The 22,603-nt window shown below is 43.9% G+C and carries 17 protein-coding genes; 9 read left to right on the top strand and 8 right to left on the bottom strand.

The features are described from left to right. Window positions 1-55: 55 nt before the first annotated feature. The 3 genes from CXF82_RS07280 to CXF82_RS07270 all read right to left on the bottom strand — a co-directional run bounded on the left by CXF82_RS07280 (window position 56) and on the right by CXF82_RS07270 (window position 5,476). Entirely contained in the window at window positions 56-1,387 is a 1,332-nt protein-coding gene (locus tag CXF82_RS07280; RefSeq protein WP_101092855.1) for a DEAD/DEAH box helicase, read from the bottom strand. Between the two features lie 152 nt (window positions 1,388-1,539). Then, a complete protein-coding gene (locus CXF82_RS07275; RefSeq protein WP_101092641.1) occupies window positions 1,540-4,638 on the bottom strand; it encodes an EAL domain-containing protein in 3,099 nt (1,032 codons plus the stop codon). Between the two features lie 397 nt (window positions 4,639-5,035). Continuing rightward, on the bottom strand, window positions 5,036-5,476 hold the full coding sequence (locus CXF82_RS07270) for an OsmC family protein (RefSeq protein ID WP_101092640.1): 441 nt from the start codon (window positions 5,474-5,476) through the stop codon (window positions 5,036-5,038). Window positions 5,477-5,665: 189 nt separating this feature from the next. Here CXF82_RS07270 and CXF82_RS07265 point away from each other — a divergent pair, with 189 nt between their 5' ends. Next, window positions 5,666-6,112, top strand: a complete 447-nt coding sequence (locus CXF82_RS07265; protein WP_101092639.1) for a thioesterase family protein — start codon at window positions 5,666-5,668, stop codon at window positions 6,110-6,112. Here the strand turns inward: CXF82_RS07265 and CXF82_RS07260 are convergent. Together CXF82_RS07260 and CXF82_RS07255 are read right to left on the bottom strand one after the other, a co-directional pair. Further along, window positions 6,109-7,611, bottom strand: a complete 1,503-nt coding sequence (locus CXF82_RS07260) for a putative bifunctional diguanylate cyclase/phosphodiesterase (protein ID WP_102043936.1) — start codon at window positions 7,609-7,611, stop codon at window positions 6,109-6,111. The two genes, CXF82_RS07265 and CXF82_RS07260, sit on opposite strands and share 4 nt — an antisense overlap. 146 nt (window positions 7,612-7,757) lie before the next feature. Further along, window positions 7,758-8,600 carry an HDOD domain-containing protein gene (locus tag CXF82_RS07255; protein ID WP_101092637.1) on the bottom strand — a complete coding sequence of 281 codons (843 nt, stop codon included), beginning with the start codon at window positions 8,598-8,600 and terminating at the stop codon, window positions 7,758-7,760. A 289-nt stretch (window positions 8,601-8,889) separates the two neighbouring features. Here CXF82_RS07255 and yegQ point away from each other — a divergent pair, with 289 nt between their 5' ends. Continuing rightward, window positions 8,890-10,269, top strand: a complete 1,380-nt coding sequence (gene yegQ / locus CXF82_RS07250; RefSeq protein WP_101092636.1) for a prephenate-dependent tRNA uridine(34) hydroxylase TrhP — start codon at window positions 8,890-8,892, stop codon at window positions 10,267-10,269. A 56-nt stretch (window positions 10,270-10,325) separates the two neighbouring features. Beyond that, window positions 10,326-10,574, top strand: coding sequence for a YfhL family 4Fe-4S dicluster ferredoxin (locus CXF82_RS07245; RefSeq protein WP_101092635.1), 249 nt, complete (start codon window positions 10,326-10,328; stop codon window positions 10,572-10,574). Window positions 10,575-10,656: 82 nt separating this feature from the next. Here the strand turns inward: CXF82_RS07245 and CXF82_RS07240 are convergent, their stop codons facing one another. Next, window positions 10,657-11,169: a ubiquinone anaerobic biosynthesis accessory factor UbiT gene (locus tag CXF82_RS07240; RefSeq protein ID WP_102043935.1), complete on the bottom strand. Its 513-nt coding sequence runs from the start codon at window positions 11,167-11,169 to the stop codon at window positions 10,657-10,659. Window positions 11,170-11,301: 132 nt separating this feature from the next. On the opposite strand from CXF82_RS07240, the gene CXF82_RS07235 reads away from it, so the two are divergent. Beyond that, window positions 11,302-12,303, top strand: coding sequence for a ubiquinone anaerobic biosynthesis protein UbiU (locus CXF82_RS07235; RefSeq protein ID WP_101092633.1), 1,002 nt, complete (start codon window positions 11,302-11,304; stop codon window positions 12,301-12,303). 28 nt (window positions 12,304-12,331) lie between these two features. Beyond that, window positions 12,332-13,195, top strand: coding sequence for a U32 family peptidase (locus CXF82_RS07230; protein ID WP_101092632.1), 864 nt, complete (start codon window positions 12,332-12,334; stop codon window positions 13,193-13,195). Window positions 13,196-13,197: 2 nt separating this feature from the next. Here the strand turns inward: CXF82_RS07230 and CXF82_RS07225 are convergent, their stop codons facing one another. After that, a complete protein-coding gene (locus tag CXF82_RS07225) occupies window positions 13,198-13,884 on the bottom strand; it encodes a DUF998 domain-containing protein (protein WP_101092631.1) in 687 nt (228 codons plus the stop codon). 372 nt (window positions 13,885-14,256) lie between these two features. Here CXF82_RS07225 and CXF82_RS07220 point away from each other — a divergent pair, with 372 nt between their 5' ends. From CXF82_RS07220 to CXF82_RS07205, 4 genes are all read left to right on the top strand, one after another. After that, window positions 14,257-15,801 (top strand): methyl-accepting chemotaxis protein, encoded by a 1,545-nt coding sequence (locus CXF82_RS07220; RefSeq protein ID WP_102038802.1) that lies wholly within the window; start codon window positions 14,257-14,259, stop codon window positions 15,799-15,801. A gap of 356 nt (window positions 15,802-16,157) precedes the next feature. After that, window positions 16,158-17,513, top strand: coding sequence for a YjiH family protein (locus CXF82_RS07215; RefSeq protein WP_101092629.1), 1,356 nt, complete (start codon window positions 16,158-16,160; stop codon window positions 17,511-17,513). Window positions 17,514-17,662: 149 nt separating this feature from the next. Continuing rightward, on the top strand, window positions 17,663-18,589 hold the full coding sequence (locus tag CXF82_RS07210) for a UDP-2,3-diacylglucosamine diphosphatase (RefSeq protein ID WP_102043934.1): 927 nt from the start codon (window positions 17,663-17,665) through the stop codon (window positions 18,587-18,589). Window positions 18,590-18,639: 50 nt separating this feature from the next. Continuing rightward, window positions 18,640-20,379 carry a bifunctional ornithine lipid synthase OlsF gene (locus tag CXF82_RS07205; RefSeq protein WP_102043933.1) on the top strand — a complete coding sequence of 580 codons (1,740 nt, stop codon included), beginning with the start codon at window positions 18,640-18,642 and terminating at the stop codon, window positions 20,377-20,379. Between the two features lie 75 nt (window positions 20,380-20,454). On the opposite strand, the gene CXF82_RS07200 is transcribed toward CXF82_RS07205, so the two are convergent. Beyond that, complete coding sequence (locus CXF82_RS07200; protein WP_102043932.1) at window positions 20,455-21,825, bottom strand: NCS2 family permease; 1,371 nt, start codon at window positions 21,823-21,825, stop codon at window positions 20,455-20,457. Window positions 21,826-22,603 lie beyond the last annotated feature (778 nt).

The following is a 22,603-nucleotide window of genomic DNA, read 5'->3' as shown; positions in this document are numbered from 1 at the left end:
TAGCGTTCACTTTTTTTTATTCTAAAAACGATATTATTCGCGCTTTAATAAACGTTTATTTGCTCACTTTGGTATTGGTGCGACCATAACGATTTTTTTCGCTATCACCTTGTCGTGGCTTTGCATCATTGCGTCTTTTTTCTTGGTATTTACGCTTATTATGACTCTTCTCTTTCACAGCCTTTGTGGTGACATCGCGATAGCGTGCAGGTAAAGGCGCGCCCTCTTCATAACCGGGAAGTGTAATACACGGCAGTGTCAGCTCAATGATTTGCTCAATCTCTTGCAACATCTCTTTGTCTTGTGGAGATACAAATGATATTGCACGGCCAGATAAACCCGCTCGACCAGTACGACCCACTCGATGCACGTAATCTTCAGCGGCAAAAGGCAGCTCAAAGTTAATCACTAATGGCAGTGCTTCAATGTCCAAACCACGGGCTGCAACGTCAGTTGCTACCATGACTCTTAGTTTGCCCGTTTTAAACTCTTCTAACGCTCGGTTTCTAGAACCTTGAGTTTTATCACCGTGAAATACAGCACTTTTTACGCCATCGAGTTTAAGCTCTGTGTGTAAATGTTCAGCGCCTTCTTTGGTGCTGACAAACACCAAAACCTGCTGCCAGTTATTACGACCCACAAGCTCAGACAATAACTCAGATTTACGGCGCTTATCGACTAAGTAAACCTCTTGAGTGATGCTACTCGCTGTTGGCGCAGTGGCAACATTAATCCACTCAGGGGCTATAAGCATCTTCTGCGCTAACGTTTTAATATCTTCGCTGTACGTTGCCGAGAAAAAGAGTGTCTGATGCTCACGGGCCACCAGCTTTTTGACTTTTTCAATATCTCTAACAAACCCCATGTCTAACATACGGTCTGCTTCATCAACCACTAAATGACTGACATTGGACAGGTCCAAGCCAAACTGACCGATAAGATCAAACAGGCGACCAGGAGTAGCCACTAGAATATCAACGCCACCTTGCACCGCTTTACGTTGCGGATTCATATTGGCGCCGCCATAAACCGCCGCGGTTTTAAAAGGCAAAAACTTTGAATAGGCTTGAATATTTTCAGCAACCTGGATAGCGAGTTCGCGAGTCGGCGTTAACACTAAGACTCTCAACTCAGCCTTATACTCACTTGGGGTAGCCGTTTCTGCTTCATTGCTTTGCTGAAGCTCCATTTGCTTCGATAAGGTATTCAGTAACGGTAGCGCAAATGCTGCCGTTTTGCCGGTGCCAGTTTGGGCACATGCCATGATATCTTTACCCTGCATTGCCACAGGTAATACTTGTACCTGTACTTCCGTTAACGCTTGGTAACCGCGCGCAGAGACAGCATCTAAAATGTGGGGATGTAAATCGAATGCATCAAAGTTCATGGTTGGCTCAGTACAGGGAATAAAAGTGAGCGCGGAGTCTACCAAAAACCCAGCGCAGTTAATATAGCCAAACGTAGTGAAGCCACGACAAGGCACATTTTCTCTATGCTGTTATTAACGACTCAAGGAAAAACGATAACAGTAAGCTAACATCACTTATTTTTAGTATAAGCTTCAACTGCACTTTGCTTACGCTCTTGTGGTTCCTCAACGGTCACCTTTTGGGTCGCGGGAATAATACAGTTCGTTTCAAATTGCTCCGCAGGCACAGGCCTTGAGAACAAGTATCCTTGACCATAGTCACAACCCGCATCCAATAACACTTGTCGTTGGTAATCTGTCTCAACACCTTCTGCAATCACTTTCATTCCTAGCTTATGTGCCATCACAATAATCGCTTCACACAAGGTAGAGTCATCACTGTTGCTGTCCAAATTCTGGGTGAAAGACTGATCGATTTTTAAAAAATCAATGTCGAATTTTTTAAGATAGGCTAAAGAGGAGTAGCCAGTGCCAAAATCATCAAGTGAGATCTGCATCCCAGCAGCACGGTACTGTGCGAGTTTATGGTATATCGTCTCATTACTATCAAGTAACAAGCCTTCGGTAATCTCGATGCAAATAGAGTTCCGGCTAAGATTAAGAGTTTTAAGCAGTGCAATCCAAGATTCAAAGCTCTCACCTTCATCCCTAAATTGTACTGGCGATTTGTTGATACTGATCTGTACTTCAATTCCAAATCGATCGCGCCACAGAGCACATTGACGCGCGGCTTGTTGAAAGACCCAATCACCAATCTCAATAATCAGTCCTGTCTCTTCGGCGACAGAGATAAACTCTATCGGTGACACTAATCCACGCTTCGGGTGATTCCAACGAATGAGCGCTTCCGCTTTGATCGCATGATTATCAGCTAAACCGACTATCGGTTGATAATATAATTCAAACTCTTGGTTTGAAATCGCCAACCTGAGATCTTGAATTAAGCGCATACGGTATTTAGCGTTCCGTTGCATTGACGGGGTGAAGTAATGGAATCGGTTCCGACCTTGATCTTTAGCGGCGTACATCGCTTGATCGGCGTGTTTCAATAACCCTTCGATACTTGCGGCATCATCAGGATAAAGGGTAATACCAATACTGGCACTTATATACGCGCTCTCTTCGCCAAGGTTAAAGGGCTCTGCAATACGGTTAAGAATGTTTTGAGCGACTTTATCCACCCCTTTTATATCAGTGATGCCAGAAAGTACCACCGTGAATTCATCACCGCCTAGTCGTGCAACAACATCGCTATCTCGAATACAGCTCTTCAAGCGCTTTGCGGCTTCGGTTAACAGTAAGTCCCCCATGTCATGCCCTAATGTATCGTTAACCTCTTTAAAGTAATCAAGATCAAGAAACATCAATGCAAAGTGTTTTTCTCGCCTATCTGACTTTAAAATCTCAGCGCCAAGATAGTCGAGCAACATTCGACGATTGGGCAATCCGGTCAGAGGATCATAATTAGCTTGCTTCCAGATTATCTGTTCAGCCTGTTTTTTATCGGTAATATCGGAAAACAGCGCCACTCGACGTTCAGTTTGTGCTTCAGCATCAAACAGTGTGTTAAGGGTTAACCACACCACAAACTCTTCACCATTTTTGCGCCTTAACCATGTCTCCCCCTGCCAGCGACCTGTTTCTTCTACTGACAATTCCATCTGCTCATATGTACTGCGATTATTTCGATTACATTGCAAAATCTGAATATTCTGCTGCTTAATTTCAACGTCGCTATAGCCGGTAATATCAGTAAACGCGGCATTTATATTGATGATAGTGCCAGCTTCATCTTGCACACTCATCGCTTCGCTACTGTTGTTATAAACCGATGCCGCTAACTTTAATGACTCTTCAACCCGCTTACGGTCGGTAATATCCGTATGCACACCGCACATACGTAACGGTTTATTATTTTCGTCTCGACTCACTATTTTTCCTGAATCCAAGATCCAGCGGATCTCGCCAGTATGAGAGTACATTCGATATTCAATTTTATGCTGTTCACTCACACCACTAATATGTTCATCTATCGAGCTAAGCACTCCTACTCTGTCTTTCGGGTGAATTGCCCGCATCCAAAGCTTGGGGTTATTATTGAGCGTAGTGACATCGCAGCCAAGCAAGTTGGCACTATGTTCGTTGCGCTCGACCTTATCATTAACAATATCCCAGTCCCAAAAACCTAGCTCACTGCTATCTAACACCAAACCCAATTGCTCTTGGCTGGCTAACATTGCCATTTCGGCTTGTTTTTGCGAACTTCGATTTAATAAACCAATAATGACTAATTCGACTTTGCCTTGATTTCTTTGGCAAGCCACTGTCATGTGGGTATACACAATAGAATCATCGTTAGCGATAAATCGAATATCAAGCTCGAACTCGTTGTTATCCCCCGCCAACATCTCTGAGAAGTAATGCTGATAAAGGTTAAAGTCATTGTGATGGATCAAGTCTGACCACAAGAGTTCAAGTAGCTCGGGTTCGCTGTATTGCAACATATGGCATAAATTTGGGTTTACTTTTATCCACTGATGCTGATTATCGGTAATCGCAATGCCCATGCTGCCCGCTTGAAAATGAGACTTAAACAACAGGTGATCTTGCAATTTTATTTTTTGGTCTCTTTCTATTTCAATCCGTCGGGATAACAACATTCCCAAGAACGCAGTAGTGATTGGAAAGATTATTAAAACAGGTAACGTTATCTGTCTAAGCATTGAAATAGCCGCATCTAACGGCATCACTAGCCCCCACAACAGCACTAATGTATTAAGGCTAAAACCGAATATGAGTAGCTCTCTAAAGCGAATGTCACTGATATCGCCTTTACGATATTTCCCCCACAAGTAGCCCACTAATGCCGATGTCATTATCGACCCAATACCAGACCATACGCCAACCCCGCCCTCGCTTAAACGGAACAGACCACTAATAAGTACGGCAACCAATGTCGGTATACCACCAAAAAACATGCCAGAAATACCGAGAATAACCGTTCTTGAATCGAAGAAAGCGCCTTCACTATATTGCCAAGGACTCAACATAACTGAAACAGCAATAACCCCAACCAGGGCGCCGATCCCAATTCTCCAGAGCACATCAAGTTCTCGTTTATGACTGCGAGGAAACGCGTCGTAAACAAACACCATTGCTAACAACAATGCCGCATTTTGAATAAGCGAAAAAATTAAACTTTGATCCATAAAGTACGATTCATCCATGCAAAAAATTTAATAGGGGTTACTAAGATTCTAGCAGAATAGAGGTGAAATAATATCCCCCAGCGCCTGTCCATTTTTCATTCAAGCCATTCAGCCCCAGTTATTCAATATACTATTTGTTTTTACACATTTTTATAAAGGCTTAAAGCACAGGGTTTTGATGACAAACAGCATCAAATCACCCTATCATTCAGGCATATTTAATCGATAAATATATTATGAAATTAGGGTCACTGAAGATTGGGCATTAACGCCGATTTGAATGAGGGGGAATAACTTATTTACGTGGCATTAGTTTTTATATGACATAGCTTTACGCTAGTAAGCTGCCCCGTCGCGCTTTCGACAACAGGGCGGTCTAAACTAACATAGGCTATAGCTAAGCAACTGCGTGTGTTACCAAGGTTGGATTCAGCAAATTATCGTGAACCGGACAGCGGTGGCAAACAGTGTCTAAAAAAGTACTTTTTTGCTCATCAGTGAGTTGAATATCATCTTTCATCGCATCCATTGTGGCGATAATATCGATCACTTTGAAACCGACCGGATCATCTGAAGGTTTGCCCAGTAGTCCAGCACTATTAAGTTGAGCTTTCATCGACATATCAAACTGCTGCAGATCAATTTTTTGCTCTCTCGCCACCATTTTTGCAATGGTGGAGATACATCCGGCCAGCGAGAAAACAAAAGTTTCCAGTGGGTTAGCACCTTCATTTCCAGCGGTAGGTTGATCAATCACCAGTAGATGCTCTCGGATCTGCGCGCTGACTTTCCAGCCCTCTCCCATTTGAGTGTTTACTGCTACAATTTTGTCCGCCATATCTATCCAACTCCATTAGATTTATTTCAATGAGAACATTCTAATGAATATATAGGTGAAAACTCAAATTAATCTCACACTTTTTGGCATTAATTAAAATATCGCTCTGGCATAGGATTTAAGCCGTTAACGCTTCCTATGCTAAGCTAGTGTCACTTTGATACGATTCATGACTAGACCACAACCAATATGCCCTCGACTAAGTCAGTACAACACAGTAAAACCTTTAATTTTCCGGTACAAATTTACTATGAAGACACCGATTTTTCCGGTGTTGTGTACCATCCTAATTTTTTAAAATATTTTGAACGGGCTCGTGAACATGTAATTGGTGCAAAAAACCTGGCAAGCTTATGGGATGAGCACGATTTAGGTTTTGCCGTTTATCGTAGCGATATGTTGTGCCACGATGGCGTTGAATTTGCTGATATTATCGATATTAGGACGCGTTTCTACTTCGAAAGTAAGTATCGCACAGTCTGGTTACAGGAGATTTGGCGTCCAAATGCTAAAAAAGCAGCGGTAACAGCGTTAATTGAGATGGTGTGTATGAATAAAAACCGTCAGCTGAGCCCAATGCCACAAATATTGATAAACCGACTTGGAGAAGCTTTTTCTCAGCCGGTCACTTTCTAGCGAGTGGCTCCGGGCGATATCCCACTAAGCTGTGGCCACCTCATTTCAAGGTCAGTCGAAGTCAATGGTTTAGCAAATATGTCGCCCTGAATTTTATCGACCCCCATCGGAATAATGATCTGCCGTACCGATTCAGTTTCCACGCCTTCAACCGTGACTTTAAAGCCTAAGCCTTTGGCTAATCGGATACTGGTATCCATGATATGTCTGGCATGCTCATCGGTATCTAAGCCTTCAATAAAGGCTTTATCTATCTTGACCTCATCGACAGGTAAGTACTTGAGGTACGCTAAAGAAGAGTGACCAGTGCCAAAGTCGTCAATCGCAATATCAACACCAATATTACGCAACTTATTGATTGCAATAACTGCGTTATCGATATCTTCCATTAATTTACTTTCAGTTAACTCGATAGATAATGCATTGGCAGGTAATTGATACTTGGTCAGCCTCGCTTCTATCTCTTCAAGCAACGATTGATTCTTTAAGTCTTGGGTTGATAGGTTGACCGCCACTTGCACAACGATGCCCATTTGTCGCCATTTTGATTGTTGTAGCACCACTTGATCTAACACCCACTGGCTCACCATATCAATCATACCGGCATACTCCGCGAGCGGGATAAACTCTGCTGGGGAAATAACGCCTAATGTTTTATGCTTCCAGCGCATTAACGCTTCGACTTGAGTACAACTATTAGCGACACAATTTTGCTTAGGCTGATACACCATATAAAGCTCACCGTCTTGTAACGCTTTAGCCAAGCTATTAATAATCGACACATCCCTTAGCTGCACGGCGTCATCGCCGGCGGAGTAATGTGCGATGCCAATATCCAATGCTTTCGCTTTTTTAAGCGCCAAATCGAGGCGACGTAGCATGGTACTAATGTCAGCATGAAAACGTTCAAGTTCGAGGTGTCCTAGCTGAATACGCACGCTAATTGGACTGTCGAACACGCTGTAAGGTTGTTGTAAATACGCAGTTAGCGTTGTTAAATCTGCGTCTGCAAAACCTGAGGGGGAATAGATGATAAATTCATCTTCATTCATTCTTGCGATAGTCGCGGATTCGAGAAAATTAGCTTCAATCCTGCTCGAGATTTGTTTGAGCAGTTCATCACCAAAGCTAAAGCCGAAAAGATCGTTTACATAGCGAAAGCGATAGATGTCCACCAGCACTAAACTGCCTTTTTCCAATGGCATCTGTTCAGCCAGCTTTCGCTTCATGCTTAAGCGGTTACCCAATCCCGTTAATTTATCGTGTCCTGCTTGATGTAACTGCTGTTGTAACTGCGACACCATTTGCTCACTTTGCAGCAACGCTTGGGACATGCTGGATACGATTAAACCACTTTCATTGGGTTGTTCGGGTTTATGATTAGTCGATAAACGCAATTTAATTAATTGGCGACGGCAAATTAAAAAACGCCAAAATACTGCAGCTAGCAGCAGTATAAGCACAATACACGTTATCGAGAGCAATCCAAATCTATCCATTAATGATGACTTTTACCGTTTCAATCTGAGGTGTTTTAAGCTGTTGTAGCAAACTGTATATAGTGAGTTCATTGGGAGGCAATAAAAAGCAATTTGCTTCCCAATACTCAACCTCTTTGACTATAGCCTAATCTCTATCGCAAAGGTTATTCATAACTATCTTTAATCGAGTGATAGGTATCCAAAAAGCCATCACTGGCCAATACCTCTGGTGATACTGGTAATCCCCTCGCGCTGAATGCAGCCAGCCTTTCTTGTAACTCATTACCTGAGCGCAACTCACCGCTATACAGTGCCGCGGCTCGAATGAAATCAAGATAGCCAACATGCTCTGAGGTATAGGACAGATCAGCCCAACGCTCAACGACTTCCATAACACTGGGCGAAAAAGCCCAATTTTTAAGCACTGCCCGACCGATAGGCCCTTGCAACTTACGCACTAAAGCACGTAATTGGTCAATGCCATTGACTAATTCTGAATCGGATTCAACTTCGGTAAGCACCGGTAAAGCACCAATATTATGCACCAGACCGGCTAGCGTCATGGTATCGGCATTTAAGCCACTATTGGGGTGAGAGCGATTATAAATTTGTAACATTGCCACCGCTGCAGAGGTCACATTAATGGAGGACTGCCATACTTCATCCATCACTTCCCATACCATCTCATTGGTTGATATGAACAGCTGCTCCATCGCAATAGAGGTTACAATCGTTTTAATCTGAGTGAGTCCAATACGGCTAATGGCAGCATTAACATTTGAGGCTGGCACACCTCGGCTATAAATAGCGCTATTGGCGACGCGAATGATCCGGGCAGAGATGGCGGGATCTTGGCCAATAATATTAGCGACATCTTTTAGGCTAGTGTCTTCTCGGCCAACGACTTCTTGAACGCGCATAGCCACTTCCGGCAACGTTGGCAGCACTAATGAATCTGCCTTTAATTTTCTCAACAAACCCACTAATACTTGATGCTCTTTTGACATCCTTACTCCCTATATTACTCGTATTAATTTGCAGCTCGCCGAGTATATCAGCTCAATGCATACGGGCACGTGCAAAATAGTAATATAGGGTTAATACTTAGATAATTGCTTTAATAAAACCTAAATTAAGCAAAAAATGATACCAGCGTCACAAGAACCCAAGATAAACGACTCAGAACGCCTCTATAGCCCTTATCATGTGCGGCTGACTGCCTTGCATTAGCCTTTCAGCATTTAGTAGAATGTGCGGCCGTTTGCCTAATCCTTACCCGTTAACAGAGAAGTTATTATGTTTAAACCTGAATTACTGTCCCCAGCCGGAACCCTTAAAAATATGCGTTACGCCTTTGCCTATGGCGCCGATGCTGTTTACGCTGGTCAGCCAAGATACAGTCTTCGTGTACGTAATAACGACTTTAAAATGGAAAACCTTGCCGCGGGAATTAAGGAAGCCCATAGCCTAAATAAAAAGCTATACGTGGTCAGTAACATTGCGCCGCATAACGCCAAGCTAAAAACCTATATCAAAGATATGGAGCCCGTTGTAGCAATGCAGCCTGATGCGCTAATCATGTCTGATCCAGGGCTAATCATGATGGTTCGAGAAGCATTCCCCGATCAAGTCGTGCATCTATCAGTACAAGCAAACGCAATTAACTGGGCGTCGGTTAAGTTTTGGGAGTCTCAAGGCATTAAACGGGTTATTTTGTCGCGTGAATTATCACTTGATGAAATTGAAGAGATCCGTCAGCGTTGCCCAGATATCGAATTAGAAGTGTTTGTTCACGGTGCATTATGCATGGCCTACTCAGGGCGTTGCTTGCTCTCTGGCTATATCAACAAACGCGATCCCAACCAAGGGACTTGTACCAACTCTTGCCGTTGGAAATACGATGTACATGAAGCTAAGCAAACGGAGACTGGCGATATAGTTGCCGTCAACCCAGAGGTGCAAATCGCAACGCCAACACTCGGCGCTGGCGAACCTTCAGACCAAGTCGTATTATTGCAAGAAGCCGGACGCCCTGGCGAATACATGCCAGCATTTGAAGATGAACATGGTACTTATATCATGAACTCTAAAGATCTTCGTGCCATTCAGCATGTGGATCGCTTAACAAAAATGGGGATCAATTCACTTAAAATTGAAGGACGTACTAAGTCTTTCTATTATGTCGCCCGTACCGCTCAGCTGTACCGTCAAGCGATTGAAGATGCCGCCTCAGGTAAAGATTTTGATAGAACCCTTATGCACAATTTAGAAGGGCTAGCACACCGAGGTTACACCGAAGGTTTCTTGCGTCGTCATGTGCATGATGAATACCAGAACTATGATTATGGTTATTCAATTAGCGATACTCAGCAATTTGTCGGTGAATTTACCGGTGAATGCAATGAAGCAGGCCAAGCTGAGATTGATGTAAAGAACAAATTTAGTGTGGGCGACAGCGTTGAAATCATGACGCCACAGGGCAATTTAACCCTCAATATTGATTCATTGGTTAATCGTAAAGGCGAGAGTGTTGAAGCCGGCCTAGGTTCTGGTCACTTTGTCTTTTTAGATGTGCCAGCTGGCGTAGAGCTAGACAAAGCCGTATTACTGCGTAACCTGCCCCAAGGGCAAAATACCCGTAATCCGCATCAAGCCGCTGACGTTGCAGCGAAATAGACTGAACAAACAAAAGGCGCTTTATAATGCGCCTTGAAAAAGGTATTAAGTAAACGATGGCATTATTAATCGACGACAGCTGTATTAACTGCGACATGTGTGAGCCTGAATGCCCTAACGAGGCCATCACCATGGGCGAAGAGATCTATGAGATTGAACCGCTGCTTTGCACTGAATGCAAAGGTCACTACGATAAACCGACCTGTATTTCGGTCTGCCCAATTGATTGTATTGCCGTTGACCCAGACCACAAAGAGTCGGATGATGAACTGCTGGTGAAATACCATGTTATTACAGGTAAATAGGTTTAATCATTGGTTATTACTCTAATGTAACCGGTCATTGATTCAAAAAAAGGTGCTTAACAGCACCTTTTTTTATGTCTTACTAAGCCATTTTCGGCTCAGCCTTTCTCTGCAAAGACTGCAGTGCTTCGGCAAGCTTAGTGATTGCGGCACTGATCACGGTGGGCATAGAATCAAATTCAACCCCCAGCAGTAGGTTTTTAATCTCAAGCCCGAGCTCGGTATCGCCCTCGATACTGAGTTTACGTTGGAAGAACAGCGTATCGGGATCTTCTTTAGCAGCGGCAATTAACAGCAGCGCCTTAGAGTTACTTTTAAAGGTCACTTCAGCACTTTGCAACGGACGGACTAACCAATGACCGTCGTAGCTCACCTCAAAGGTTAACCCTAAGTCTTCAATATTGATCGCCACCCAGCGGTCGAGCAAAAAATCTAACTCATCATCTGCTGCCTGCTCGGCAAGCATCAAACCCAAAATACGTTTCAATAAGTCCGCTTTAAGCGAAAACGGAATAAGCGCTAAGGGCTGTGATAAGACTTTAGGGCCGATGCGCAGAATTTTTTCCGCCAAAATATTAGGAAGTACACCTTGCATTTAAAAATGCTCCAGCATTGATACAAAGAAACCGATCTTACCTAGGTTTTATGATCACAAACCTGTTTTACATCAAAAGTTTGATCTTCATTCCCTTTTAAACTCCTGTTTCCTTATAAATGGAGCCGACCTATGGAACTGCTGTGCCCCGCGGGTAACCTCGCATCATTAAAAATCGCCCTCAATGCTGGCGCTGATGCGGTCTACCTAGGATTAAAAGATGATACCAATGCTCGTTCGTTTGCAGGGCTGAACTTTACGCCTAAAAAACTGCAACAAGCCGTTGAGTATACAAAGAGATGCGGCAAGAAAGTGTTCTTAACCATTAATACTTTCCCCAAACCAGGCGAAGAAAGCCGTTGGTACCAAGCCATTGATTTAGCGGCAGCCTCTGGCGTTGACGCATTGATCATGGCTGATATTTCCTTATTAGATTATGCCCACAGCCGTTACCCGCATCTGCCGCTGCACTTATCGGTACAAGCCAGTGCAACCAATCTGGGGGCGCTCACGCTTTACAAAGAAGCTTTTAATATCGAACGCGCCGTATTACCGCGTGTATTGTCGATGAAGCAGGTCAGAGATTTGTCAAAAGTGACCCCTGTCGATTTAGAAGTTTTTGCTTTTGGTAGCTTGTGCATCATGGCCGAAGGGCGCTGCCATCTATCATCTTACGTGACAGGGCAATCACCCAACACTGGCGGCTCATGCTCCCCTGCTAAACATGTACGCTGGCAAGAAGATGGCGGTAGCCGCCTGACGTGGTTAAACGACGTGCTCATTGATAAGTCCGGTGTCGATGAACAGATGGGCTATCCCGTGGTCTGTAAAGGCCGTTACACCACCGATGAGAATAGCAACGCCAGCCATATCCTTGAGGCGCCGACCAGCTTAAACACTTTAAGTTTACTGCCCGAGCTTGCCAAAGCTAATGTTGTGTCACTCAAAATTGAGGGGCGTCAGCGCAGTCCGGCATATGTCGAACAAGTGACTCGCGTATGGCGTACTGCAATCGATAGCTATCTCTCGTCTCCTGAGAAATACCAAACTCAGCAAGAGTGGAATGTCGCCTTGGCAAAAGTGTCTGAAGGGCAAACTACAACACTCGGCGCTTACGAACGAACCTGGCAATAGGCCATTTGCTTATCAACAAGGAAAGCCAATGAAAACATCTCTCGGGCCATTACAGTATTGCTGGTCAAAAGAAAAAGTGAATCAATTTTATCAGCAGGTGGCTGAAAGTAGCATTCCCGTGGTCTATCTTGGCGAAACGGTGTGCAGCAGAAGAAGACAACTCAAGTTTGCCGATTATCTTGCGCTGGCGCATATGCTACGAGAGTCGGGCAAAGAGGTTATCTTGTCGACCTTAGCGCTATTAGAAGCGCCATCTGAGTATACCGAGCTAAAAAAGCAGGTGAATAATGGCGAATTTATCATTGAAGCCAATGATATGGGCGCTGTGCAAGCTGCTAAAGAGCTTGAGCTACCTTTTGTTTGCGGCCCAACCATCAATAACTACAACTTAGCGACACTAAAAAAACTGCATCAGTGGGGAATGCAACGCTTTGTGATGCCAATAGAGTTGTCAAAATCTTGGTTAAACCATGTTATCGAAGCTGAGGTTACCGCCACCGGTGCCCCACTGCCGTTTGAGATTGAAGTCTTTGCTCATGGGTACATACCATTAGCACATTCAGCTCGCTGCTTTACCGCCAAGCAGCAGAATCTGCCCAAAGATAATTGCCAAACTGTGTGTCTATCGCATCCAAAAGGCTTGCTTGCGCAAACCCAAGATCAGCAACCGTTATTAAGGCTCAATGGTATTCAAACTCAATCTGCAAGCCAGATAGATTTATCCAGTGAAATCGAGCAAATGAAGCAGATGGGGGTGAACTACTTTAGAGTCTCGCCAAGTAGTTTAAAGAGTGTTGCGCTGGCAGAGAGTATCCTAACCTGCAAACCCAAAACTGAGCCGCTAACCTGTAATGGCTATTGGCACCAAACCGCGGGTTTGGCGCACATATAATGTTAGCTGACTCTAGGTCGTAAACTTAACATCACGCTAGCACTCCAGGCCACAAAACTGGCGATGCCAACCCATTCAAAAATGGCGGGCCACCAAATGGCAGGGCGATGCATCTCGACCAGCAGTTCATGATAGAAAGCTCTACCGCCCTCTGTTAGCTCCAAGCCTAACAGAGGGACCAACAAGAAAGCTGACATATTCACAAACGCGATAATGGCTAAAACACTGGTCGAGCGCGAAAATAAGCGCCCTCTACCTACGAATAAATACAGTCCATAAAACATTGAACTGACACTGCCGAAGATAAAGAAATACTTAATCGCCACAATATGTAAATGATAAACATTGATGGGGAACAAGCCAACCGCCGCTAAACAGAAGAATGTCAGCCCTAAGCAAGCAAAAAAGGGATAAGACCAAGATGAGTCCGCTATTTGCAATGAAAAAAGACAAAATAGTACCGCGCTCAAGCTCCCGAAAAATAGACCACCATTAATAATCACCGCAAAGTCGGAGTGTCCATAATGACCCAACTCACTCAGCGTGTGGTTCAAAAAACTAAAGCCTTCACCGTCATACATCTTAAATGTCAGTACCGATAACATCAAACCTAGCAATAGCCCGAAAATCCCGAGCATACCAAATCTAAATGCGAGTGTAGAAACCTTATTGTTCGTCCGAGCTACCATATATTCCTATTTTTATATTATCTAATGGCATCGTCTAATATATATCGAATTAGCCTTCGTTAAAGAGGTCTAGCTCAGATTTTTAACAACCATTACTAACACAAGATACGTAACATCCACGTTACTTTTATAGTCTACCGTTATTTTTTTTCAAGTTGAAACTCTAAAACAACTCAAACATTACCGCAAAAAAAGATAATAAAGCCAAAAAGTTAGCTAAAAATAGCGACCTGTATTTCTTGCTAATATTTCGTTAAACAAATTAGCTAAATCTGAATAATAATGAGTGTATTAATGCTATATTCCACACATAATGTGTTGGTATATTTCCAACATATCTAGTAATACACTTTGCAGTCAAATGGAATAATAATGACAAGAAACAATGCAAACATAGTCAACCGGGAAGTTAGACTAACCTCTTCAGATCAATTGATATCAAGCACTGATAAACGAGGGATTATCACCTACGTTAATCAGCGATTTATCGAAATATCAGGCTATACAGAGAATGAACTGCTTGGCCAACATCATAATCTTGTACGACATCCTGACATGCCTAAAGCAGCCTTTAAAGAGATGTGGGCAAAACTCGAAGCCGGACAATCATGGCGCGGTATTGTTAAAAACCGCTGTAAAAACGGCCATTTTTACTGGGTTGATGCTTTTGTGTCGCCACTATTTGAACAGAGCGAGCTGGTTGGTTATCAATCTGTACGCGTTGCGCCTAAGATCGAATACATCAATAAGGCGCAAAAGATCTATCAACGACTCAATTTAGGTAAACGTGTTAGCGACCCTATTAGCTTAGCCAATAAACGCCTGCTATCTGCATTTTGTGCCAGCCTCGGTTTAGCAGCTGCTGGTTATATTTGGGGTTGGGGCGTAATTTTAGCCGGTATCGTGTTAATGGGCGTAAACCTTGTCATCTTTTATGACGAAGCCTTTCGTATTCCCGCTCGATTAATGCAGATGAAACAGCAGCATGACTCTGTCAGTCGTTTTATCTATTGCGGTCGAGATACCTCTTCGTTGCTTGATTTTCAGTTGATGATGAAAGACGCCAAACTGCAAGGTGTGCTGGGACGCTCACAAGATAATGCCGAACATATTGATGCCATATCCACTCAATTAATGACTGCCGCCCAACAAGCCCATGCTGGATTGGATATTGAAAACCAACAAATAGAACAAATCGCCAGTGCCACTGAGGAGATGGCCGCCACCATTACAGAGGTCGCTTCGAATATTCAATCAACCTCTAATCGCATTCAAGACACTTACCAGCTTTGCCATGAAAGCCGTGACAAAATGCAAAGAAGTGCAGCAAGCATTAGTGAGTTAACTGATTCAGTGACAGAAGCAGCGGCGAATGCACAATTGCTAAACAAAGAAGCAGAGCGAGTAGCCAGTGCAATGTCTGAGATTGATGCCATTGCCGAACAAACCAATTTACTCGCGCTTAACGCTGCTATCGAAGCCGCAAGAGCCGGTGAGCAAGGGCGAGGATTTGCAGTTGTTGCAGATGAAGTTCGCGCACTATCTAGCCGCACACAACAGTCAACAGAAAGTATCTCTAAGAGTGTCGATAAGATGTTTACCATGCTGACTCAATGGTCAAAACAGATGGATGAAAGTAAGTCACAAGCATTGTTATGCACTGACGATGCCGAGATTTCAGCGCAAAAAGTCGACACTATTTTTGAAGCAGTAAAAAATATTCACGATTTAGCGCAACAAAATGCCGTTGCCGCAGAGCAACAAACCTTAGTTGTCGGTGAAATAAACCAAAATATTAGTCACATTAGCCAAGCATCAAATGAAAATTTGAATGCTATTGATGTGGTTGAAACATCGGTTAAAGAGTTAAAAATTAATGCTGAAAAAGCAAAATCTTTGAGAAAAACATTTAGTTAGTTTGCCCTCCGTAATATGTGTTGTCGTTACCACTAGTGGGTAGCGACAACATCCGCCGCACCAAACAATCAACAACTAAGAAACATAAACAAACCATTGTTTTAAATGAATATAAACAAAAAATATTTTTGTGCTTTTGCTGCTTATTCCGATACAATATAAATAGTCATTTAGAGTTAATAACTATTCGCTAGTCTTGATATATTCTATATAACAAGAGAATCGTTTTACTTAGATGTTTTAAGGCGGTAACCTCGCCTGCTAGCGGTTGAATGAATATTCAATACATTATTTGCTTAAGTACCAATTCAGCTTTAACGCTGTAAAGCAAAACTCGATATTTAGGGTAATAAAAAGTGTCAGAAAAACAAACCCATAACATTAAAACCATACTTACGTTTATTGTGCCATCACTGATCGGTCTACTGTTATTCATGACCCCCATCAGTTATCAAGACGCAATCACCATTCCAATTGCAATTATCTCTAAAGGTCTACAGAGCCTGCTGGGTGACGCTCTCATCGGTATTGTCACTGCGATTGTTATCTTTACTGCTTTGGCATCATTAGTCGTTAAAGTCGCACAGCCTAAATTTGTGATTAAAAGCGTTTTTTTAAACTCCTTGTTTAATGTCACCCCTATTTGGTTAGTGATCCGCATACTCGGTGCCATCTTTATCAGCTTAACCTTCTTCGAAGTCGGTCCTGAAGCTATTCGCTCTGGTAGTACTGGTGCACTGGTTCTCAACGACCTATTGCCGGTACTGTTTTCAGTCTTCTTATTTGCAGGGATGTTACTGCCGCTATTACTAAACTTTGGTTTACTGGAGCTATTAGGCACACTGCTAACTAAAGTCATGCGTCCTATCTTCAATCTACCGGGTCGAAGTGCCATTGATTGTATGGCATCTTGGTTAGGAGATGGCAGTGTCGGTATTTTGATGACCAGCAAGCAATACGAAGCACGCTTCTATACTCAACGTGAAGCTGCTGTGATTGGTACAACATTCTCAGCAGTATCGATAACCTTTTCACTGGTGGTTATCTCGCAAGTTCAGCTAGAACACCTATTTGTCCCTTTCTATCTCACGGTATGTTTTGCCGGTTTTGTCGCAGCGATAATTGTGCCTAAACTGCCTCCCCTATCGTGGAAAAAAGACCTCTATATTGATGAAACACCCCGCCATAAAGATGATGAAGTCATCCCAGCTGGCCATGGCGTATTCTCTTGGGGTTTAGATCTAGCACTGACCAAAGCCTCTCGCGCTGGCGGCATCAAACATACATTGACCGACGGTGTTAAAAACGTAGTTGATATGATTTTTGGTGTGATCCCAGTGGTGATGGGCATTGGTACCATCGCCTTGATGGTTGCCGAATTCACGCCAATATTTAACTATCTTGGTATGCCGTTTATCCCGCTACTGGAACTATTACAAGTGCCAGAAGCTGCTGAAGCCTCTAAAACAATTGTGGTGGGTTTTGCGGATATGTTTATTCCGGCCATTCTTGCCAGCTCTATTGAGTCAGACATGACCCGCTTTATTATTGCGGCATTGTCAGTCACGCAGCTTATCTATATGAGTGAAGTTGGCGCACTATTGATGGGCAGTAAAATTCCTGTCAATTTCCTTGAGCTTGCAGTGGTCTTTATCTTAAGAACACTGGTGACTCTGCCTGTTATAGCAGGGATCGCCCACCTGATTTTCTAGTTTTTATAGAGAAACAGTCAAGGTCAATAATCGGAGCGCATAAGCGCTCCTTTTTTTTGCCTCGTCATCAACATGCCACAAATAGTTCATCTGCTAGTCAACTGCCGCTTTTACTCTATTGTCATATCCCCGCTTTCACTGGCAGGACAATGGAAAACAAACAGCAAGGAATTGCCGCAACAGAACTCGAAAATAGGCTTGGAGACCGCAGCCTACCGCCGCAGAATGACACGGTTAAGCCCATAAATAGTGCCCGATTAAATCAAGCGCAACACTATAATGCCATTTGGCTTTCAGATGTTCACCTTGGCAGTAAAGACTGCAAAGCAGAGTATCTACTACAACTGTTAAATTCACTGCAAACAGACATCCTGTTTCTGGTTGGCGATATCTTTGACATATGGTCACTAAAACGTAAATTCCTTTGGCCTCAATCACATAACCTAGTTCTGCAAAAATTGCTCAAAATGGCACGAGAAGGCACACGTATTGTGTATATTCCGGGCAATCACGATGAAGCCCTAAAGCCCTACGATGGTTTTTGTCTGTGGGACCTCACCATTACCAAAGAGCATATTCACACCACAGTGTCAGGGCGTAAAGTGTTGGTATTACATGGCGACCAATTTGACTCTGAAGTGTGTATTGGCCGCGCCTACGCCAAATTGGGCGATCACCTTTATGACTTGCTGTTATTCCTAAATCGCCAACTGCATAAAGTGCGTAGCCAATTGGGTTACCCGTACTGGTCACTCGCCAGTTACGTCAAACTCAGGGTCAGCAAAGCGCAACAAGCCATTAAAAATTATCGTAACGCCGTCACCCGCTATGCAAAGCGCATGGAAGTGGATGTTGTCGTTTGTGGTCATATCCACCAGCCAGAACTCACGGTTACCGACAATATGGTTTACGCCAACGACGGAGATTGGGTGGAAAACTGCACCTTTATAGCCGAGTCCGATTCGGGTGATATCCAACTGCTGAAATGGCAAGAAGCTACAGCCTGCGCCCGACTTATCAGCGCAATTCAATTTAGCCAGCACTCAGGTTCACCAATGATAAAGCGCGTAGCTTAGCTCATATCTGTTCATAGCAGCTCGTCAGTCCTCATCAATAGGGTTTTATTATGATTTTCAATGTCGACAATGTTGTAGAACAAAACTTACCGATGCTCGATAAAACCCCTTGGCTAGCCACGCCCACCAAGGCGATGCTGCGTTACCTGCTCAAGGAGAAAGAGTGTAATGACATTGCTAATCAATTCTCCTATTTAAAAGGGGTAGATTTTGTCGAGCAGGTACTCAATAGTTTCAATTTCAACTACAGCGTGCCCAATAGCGAGATAGAAAACATCCCTATTGAAGGGCGAGTGGTCATCTACGCCAACCATCCTATCGGCTCTCTTGACGCCTTAGCCATGATAAAACTTATCAGCAAGGTGAGACCCGACATAAAAGTGGTCGCCAATGAACTGCTGATGGCACTTGAACCGCTGCATTCAATACTGCTGCCGGTTCGTAATATGACGGGGGGCACGCCCAAACAGCACCTCAATAATATCCATCAGCATCTACGAGATGAAGGTGCGCTATTGATTTTCCCCAGTGGCGAGGTGTCACGGCTTCGACCAACAGGTGTGGTTGACTTGCACTGGCATTCTGGTTTTTTAAAGATAGCGAAAGCGTGTAATGCCCCACTGCTGCCCATGCACGCTGATGCTAAAAACTCAGCAGCGTTTTATGGCGCCTCAATGCTGTATAAACCACTGGCCAGTTTGATGTTAGTCACAGAGATGTTTAAGCAAGCCAAGAAAACCATGCCCGTACGCATTGGGGAGTTAATTCCTAAAGAGGTGGTTAAGAGCTCAGATTTCCCTCTAAAAACAAAAGTTAAGCTATTAAAAAATCATCTCTACCGCATAGGTAAAAATCGCAGCCCACTGTTTACCACCCAAAGTGCCATTGCTCATCCTGAGTCTCGCAGTGAGTTACAAACGGCGCTTTTAAAGTGTGAATTACTTGGTGAAACCAGCGATAAAAAGAAGATATTTCTGTATCAACACCAATCAAGCAACCCGATTATGCGCGAAATAGGACGACTAAGAGAGATAGCTTTTCGAGCAGTGGGTGAAGGCACTGGCAATCGCAGAGATACCGACAAATATGACTCCTACTATCAGCACTTAGTGTTATGGGACCCCGTAGATATGGAAATCGTCGGTTCATACCGTTTTGCCGGTGCTAAAGAGGTTCATCAACAATATGGTAATGATGCACTTTACAGCCAATCATTATTTAAATACCACAGCGCCTTTGCCCCCTACTTTGAACAAGGCTTAGAGCTTGGGCGTAGCTTTGTACAACCCAAATATTGGGGCAAACGCAGTTTAGATTACCTCTGGATTGGCATCGGCGCCTTTTTGGTTAAAAACCCACAATATCGTTACCTGTTTGGTCCCGTATCGTTAAGTGACCAACTGCCAGAACCCGCCAAAGAGCGCTTAATCCACTTTTATAAAATGCAGTTCGCCAGCGAGCAACCACTGGCGCACTCTTTTAGTCCGTTTATTTTTAATGAAGATAAACTGCAATTACTTAATCGCCAATATGGCCAGCTTGAATATGCCGAAGGCTTTAAATTACTCAAGCAAACGATGGCAAGTATGGGCGCGGCGGTGCCTGCACTCTACAAACAATATGGCGAGCTTTGTAATGACGATGGGGTCAGCTTTCTTGATTTTGGCATTGATGCTGAGTTTGGGGATTGTATCGATGGCTTGGTATTGGTTGATACGCATAAATTGAAACACAAAAAACGCAGTCGCTACTTTGATTGTCATCGACCAGAACTTGGGGCGGTAAACTAGTCGTTAGTCGGTACTCACACTGCCAACAAAAAGGCCAGCCTCACGGGCTGGCCTCAATATTCAGCCGTAAACGGATTAAATCGCCCAACCGCCCAGATAGAAAGTCACTAAACCAAGCGTAATGGCGATAACGCCAAGTCGCAGTTTGCGCCACTCGCCGCTGCATATACGGCCAATCACTAAGGTGACAAACCCAAGCATTATCCCTGTCACAATATTACAGCTTAAGATAATAAACACAGCGCAAGTCAGACCCGCCATTGCATCCACTTTATCGTCAAAATCAAGCTTAGTGACGTTGCTTAGCATCAGCAGTCCAACATACATAAGCGCTGGCGCCGTTGCATAAGCCGGCACTAAAAAGCTTAATGGCGCCAAGAACATCATCATCAAAAACAGCAAGCCAACAATGGTCGCCGTCAGGCCCGTTTTGCCCCCCGCTGCGGTTCCGGCTGCAGATTCAATATAAACGGCAGCAGGAGCGCCGCCGACAACACCAGCAACAATACTGCTGACAGAATCTGACGTCAGTGCTTTACCACCACCCACTATATTGTCGTTCTCATCCAGCAGTTCAGCTTGCCCAGCAACAGCACGGATAGTACCAGTAGCATCAAAAATTGCCGTCATCACCAACGCCAACACAATCGGCAGTACCACAGGGTTCAGCGCGCCCATAATATCGAGCTGGCCGATCATTGATGTTTCAGACATCAAGTCAGGCAATGCAAATAAGCCTTGGTAAGTCACGCTAGGATCAAATATTAAACCAAAGATTGATAAGCCGACAATCACCAGCAATATGCCACCAGGCATGCCACGGCGCTCAAGCCCTATCGTCGCCGCAAGACCAACAATCGTGGCAATAACCGGCAAGCTATTAATATCACCCAGCTTGACGGGTAAGCCAGCATCGTTCGATACAATCAATTGCACGCTATTGGTCGCAATAAGCAGTAAAAACAGACCAATACCAATACCCGTACCATGAGCAATACCTTTTGGCAGATTAGTCAGTACCCACTGACGTATACCGGTGACACTCACAAGGGTAAATACGATACCCATAAGGAAAATAGCGCCAAGCGTGACAGGGATCGATATCCCCTGCCCCAGCACCATACTAAAGGCTGTAAATGCCGTGAGTGATATTGCACAACCAATGGCCATCGGCAAGTTAGCCCATAACCCCATGAGTAACGACCCAAACGCGGCAATTAAGCAGGTAGCAATAAATACCGATGCAGGATCAAACCCCGCAGTACCCAGCATGTTAGGCACCACAATCACCGAGTAAACCATCGCCAAAAACGTCGTTAAGCCGGCAATGACTTCGCGTTTTAAGGTACTTCCACGGGCAGTAATATTGAAATAGCGATCCAAAAATGAATCGGGGGCAGACACAGCGGCAGAGTTAGAGCTAGAGAGAGTCTGTTCAGACTTCATAGTAGTTATACCTTTTGATCTCTTAAATATTATACCCAAGCCACTTCAATATGTTCGTTTCAGAGCCCCCGTAGGGTAGCTGAGCAAGGCAGTGATTGAGAGAATGGTATTCCCTTTTCAATATCACTAACACAGTGCAGCTATTCTACGGGAACTCCCGTAGGGCAAGGCGAGAAGTACCATTTTTCGGCGTTATGAAATATTGAATTCGAATAACGAGTACTTCAATTTCATGCCTTGAACTCTGTCACTTCTCGACATGCTGAATACTGCATCTTGAGGTCGTTTGGGTATATCAGTAAACCAATGGTTATTCATTGGCGATATGGCTATGGCAGGTAGAGCCCCAAACGAGATTGACTTGGGTGAGAGATCCACTTGGCGCTGATAGCGCTAGTGACCTGCGAGTATTGGTGTAAACACATTTGTGGTACACAATGTCTGGTAAAATTTACTCTTACCAACATAGCCTTTGTTGGCGCGGAGTTTACAACAATCGACAATCAGTAAACAGGAAGCAGCTAACATATTTGTGCTACAAATGTAAAAAATAGCTTCAAAATGAAACAGCGTGTTCTGTATATAACACAATAAAAAGGTCCTGCTGTAAGTGACAACGCTAACTGTTAATTATGGTGCTACTGCTATTGAAGCGTATTAGTCGAGAATAGATATGTTAGTTTTAAAGCTAAACACGTTTTTGGGCAGAAATGAGATAGCTTAGCAGAACAACTTGGGAATAATTGGGAGTCATCCCGGCAAGGCTTCTGGGCCGGGA

The sequence above is a fragment of the Shewanella sp. GutDb-MelDb genome, from assembly GCF_002836075.1.
Lineage (GTDB): Bacteria > Pseudomonadota > Gammaproteobacteria > Enterobacterales > Shewanellaceae > Shewanella.
Note: the sequence above shows the minus strand (reverse complement) of the source record. Positions and strands in the feature narration are given on the sequence as shown.

Excerpts from the sequence above, each read along its gene's own strand:
- CXF82_RS07280 (WP_101092855.1), bottom strand. The coding sequence starts at position 1,387 with ATGAACTTTGATGCATTCGATTTACATCCCCACATTTTAGATGCTGTC.
- CXF82_RS07275 (WP_101092641.1), bottom strand. The coding sequence starts at position 4,638 with ATGGATCAAAGTTTAATTTTTTCGCTTATTCAAAATGCGGCATTGTTG.
- CXF82_RS07270 (WP_101092640.1), bottom strand. The coding sequence starts at position 5,476 with ATGGCGGACAAAATTGTAGCAGTAAACACTCAAATGGGAGAGGGCTGG.
- CXF82_RS07265 (WP_101092639.1), top strand. The coding sequence starts at position 5,666 with ATGCCCTCGACTAAGTCAGTACAACACAGTAAAACCTTTAATTTTCCG.
- CXF82_RS07260 (WP_102043936.1), bottom strand. The coding sequence starts at position 7,611 with ATGGATAGATTTGGATTGCTCTCGATAACGTGTATTGTGCTTATACTG.
- CXF82_RS07255 (WP_101092637.1), bottom strand. The coding sequence starts at position 8,600 with ATGTCAAAAGAGCATCAAGTATTAGTGGGTTTGTTGAGAAAATTAAAG.
- yegQ (WP_101092636.1), top strand. The coding sequence starts at position 8,890 with ATGTTTAAACCTGAATTACTGTCCCCAGCCGGAACCCTTAAAAATATG.
- CXF82_RS07245 (WP_101092635.1), top strand. The coding sequence starts at position 10,326 with ATGGCATTATTAATCGACGACAGCTGTATTAACTGCGACATGTGTGAG.
- CXF82_RS07240 (WP_102043935.1), bottom strand. The coding sequence starts at position 11,169 with ATGCAAGGTGTACTTCCTAATATTTTGGCGGAAAAAATTCTGCGCATC.
- CXF82_RS07235 (WP_101092633.1), top strand. The coding sequence starts at position 11,302 with ATGGAACTGCTGTGCCCCGCGGGTAACCTCGCATCATTAAAAATCGCC.
- CXF82_RS07230 (WP_101092632.1), top strand. The coding sequence starts at position 12,332 with ATGAAAACATCTCTCGGGCCATTACAGTATTGCTGGTCAAAAGAAAAA.
- CXF82_RS07225 (WP_101092631.1), bottom strand. The coding sequence starts at position 13,884 with ATGGTAGCTCGGACGAACAATAAGGTTTCTACACTCGCATTTAGATTT.
- CXF82_RS07220 (WP_102038802.1), top strand. The coding sequence starts at position 14,257 with ATGACAAGAAACAATGCAAACATAGTCAACCGGGAAGTTAGACTAACC.
- CXF82_RS07210 (WP_102043934.1), top strand. The coding sequence starts at position 17,663 with ATGGAAAACAAACAGCAAGGAATTGCCGCAACAGAACTCGAAAATAGG.
- CXF82_RS07205 (WP_102043933.1), top strand. The coding sequence starts at position 18,640 with ATGATTTTCAATGTCGACAATGTTGTAGAACAAAACTTACCGATGCTC.
- CXF82_RS07200 (WP_102043932.1), bottom strand. The coding sequence starts at position 21,825 with ATGAAGTCTGAACAGACTCTCTCTAGCTCTAACTCTGCCGCTGTGTCT.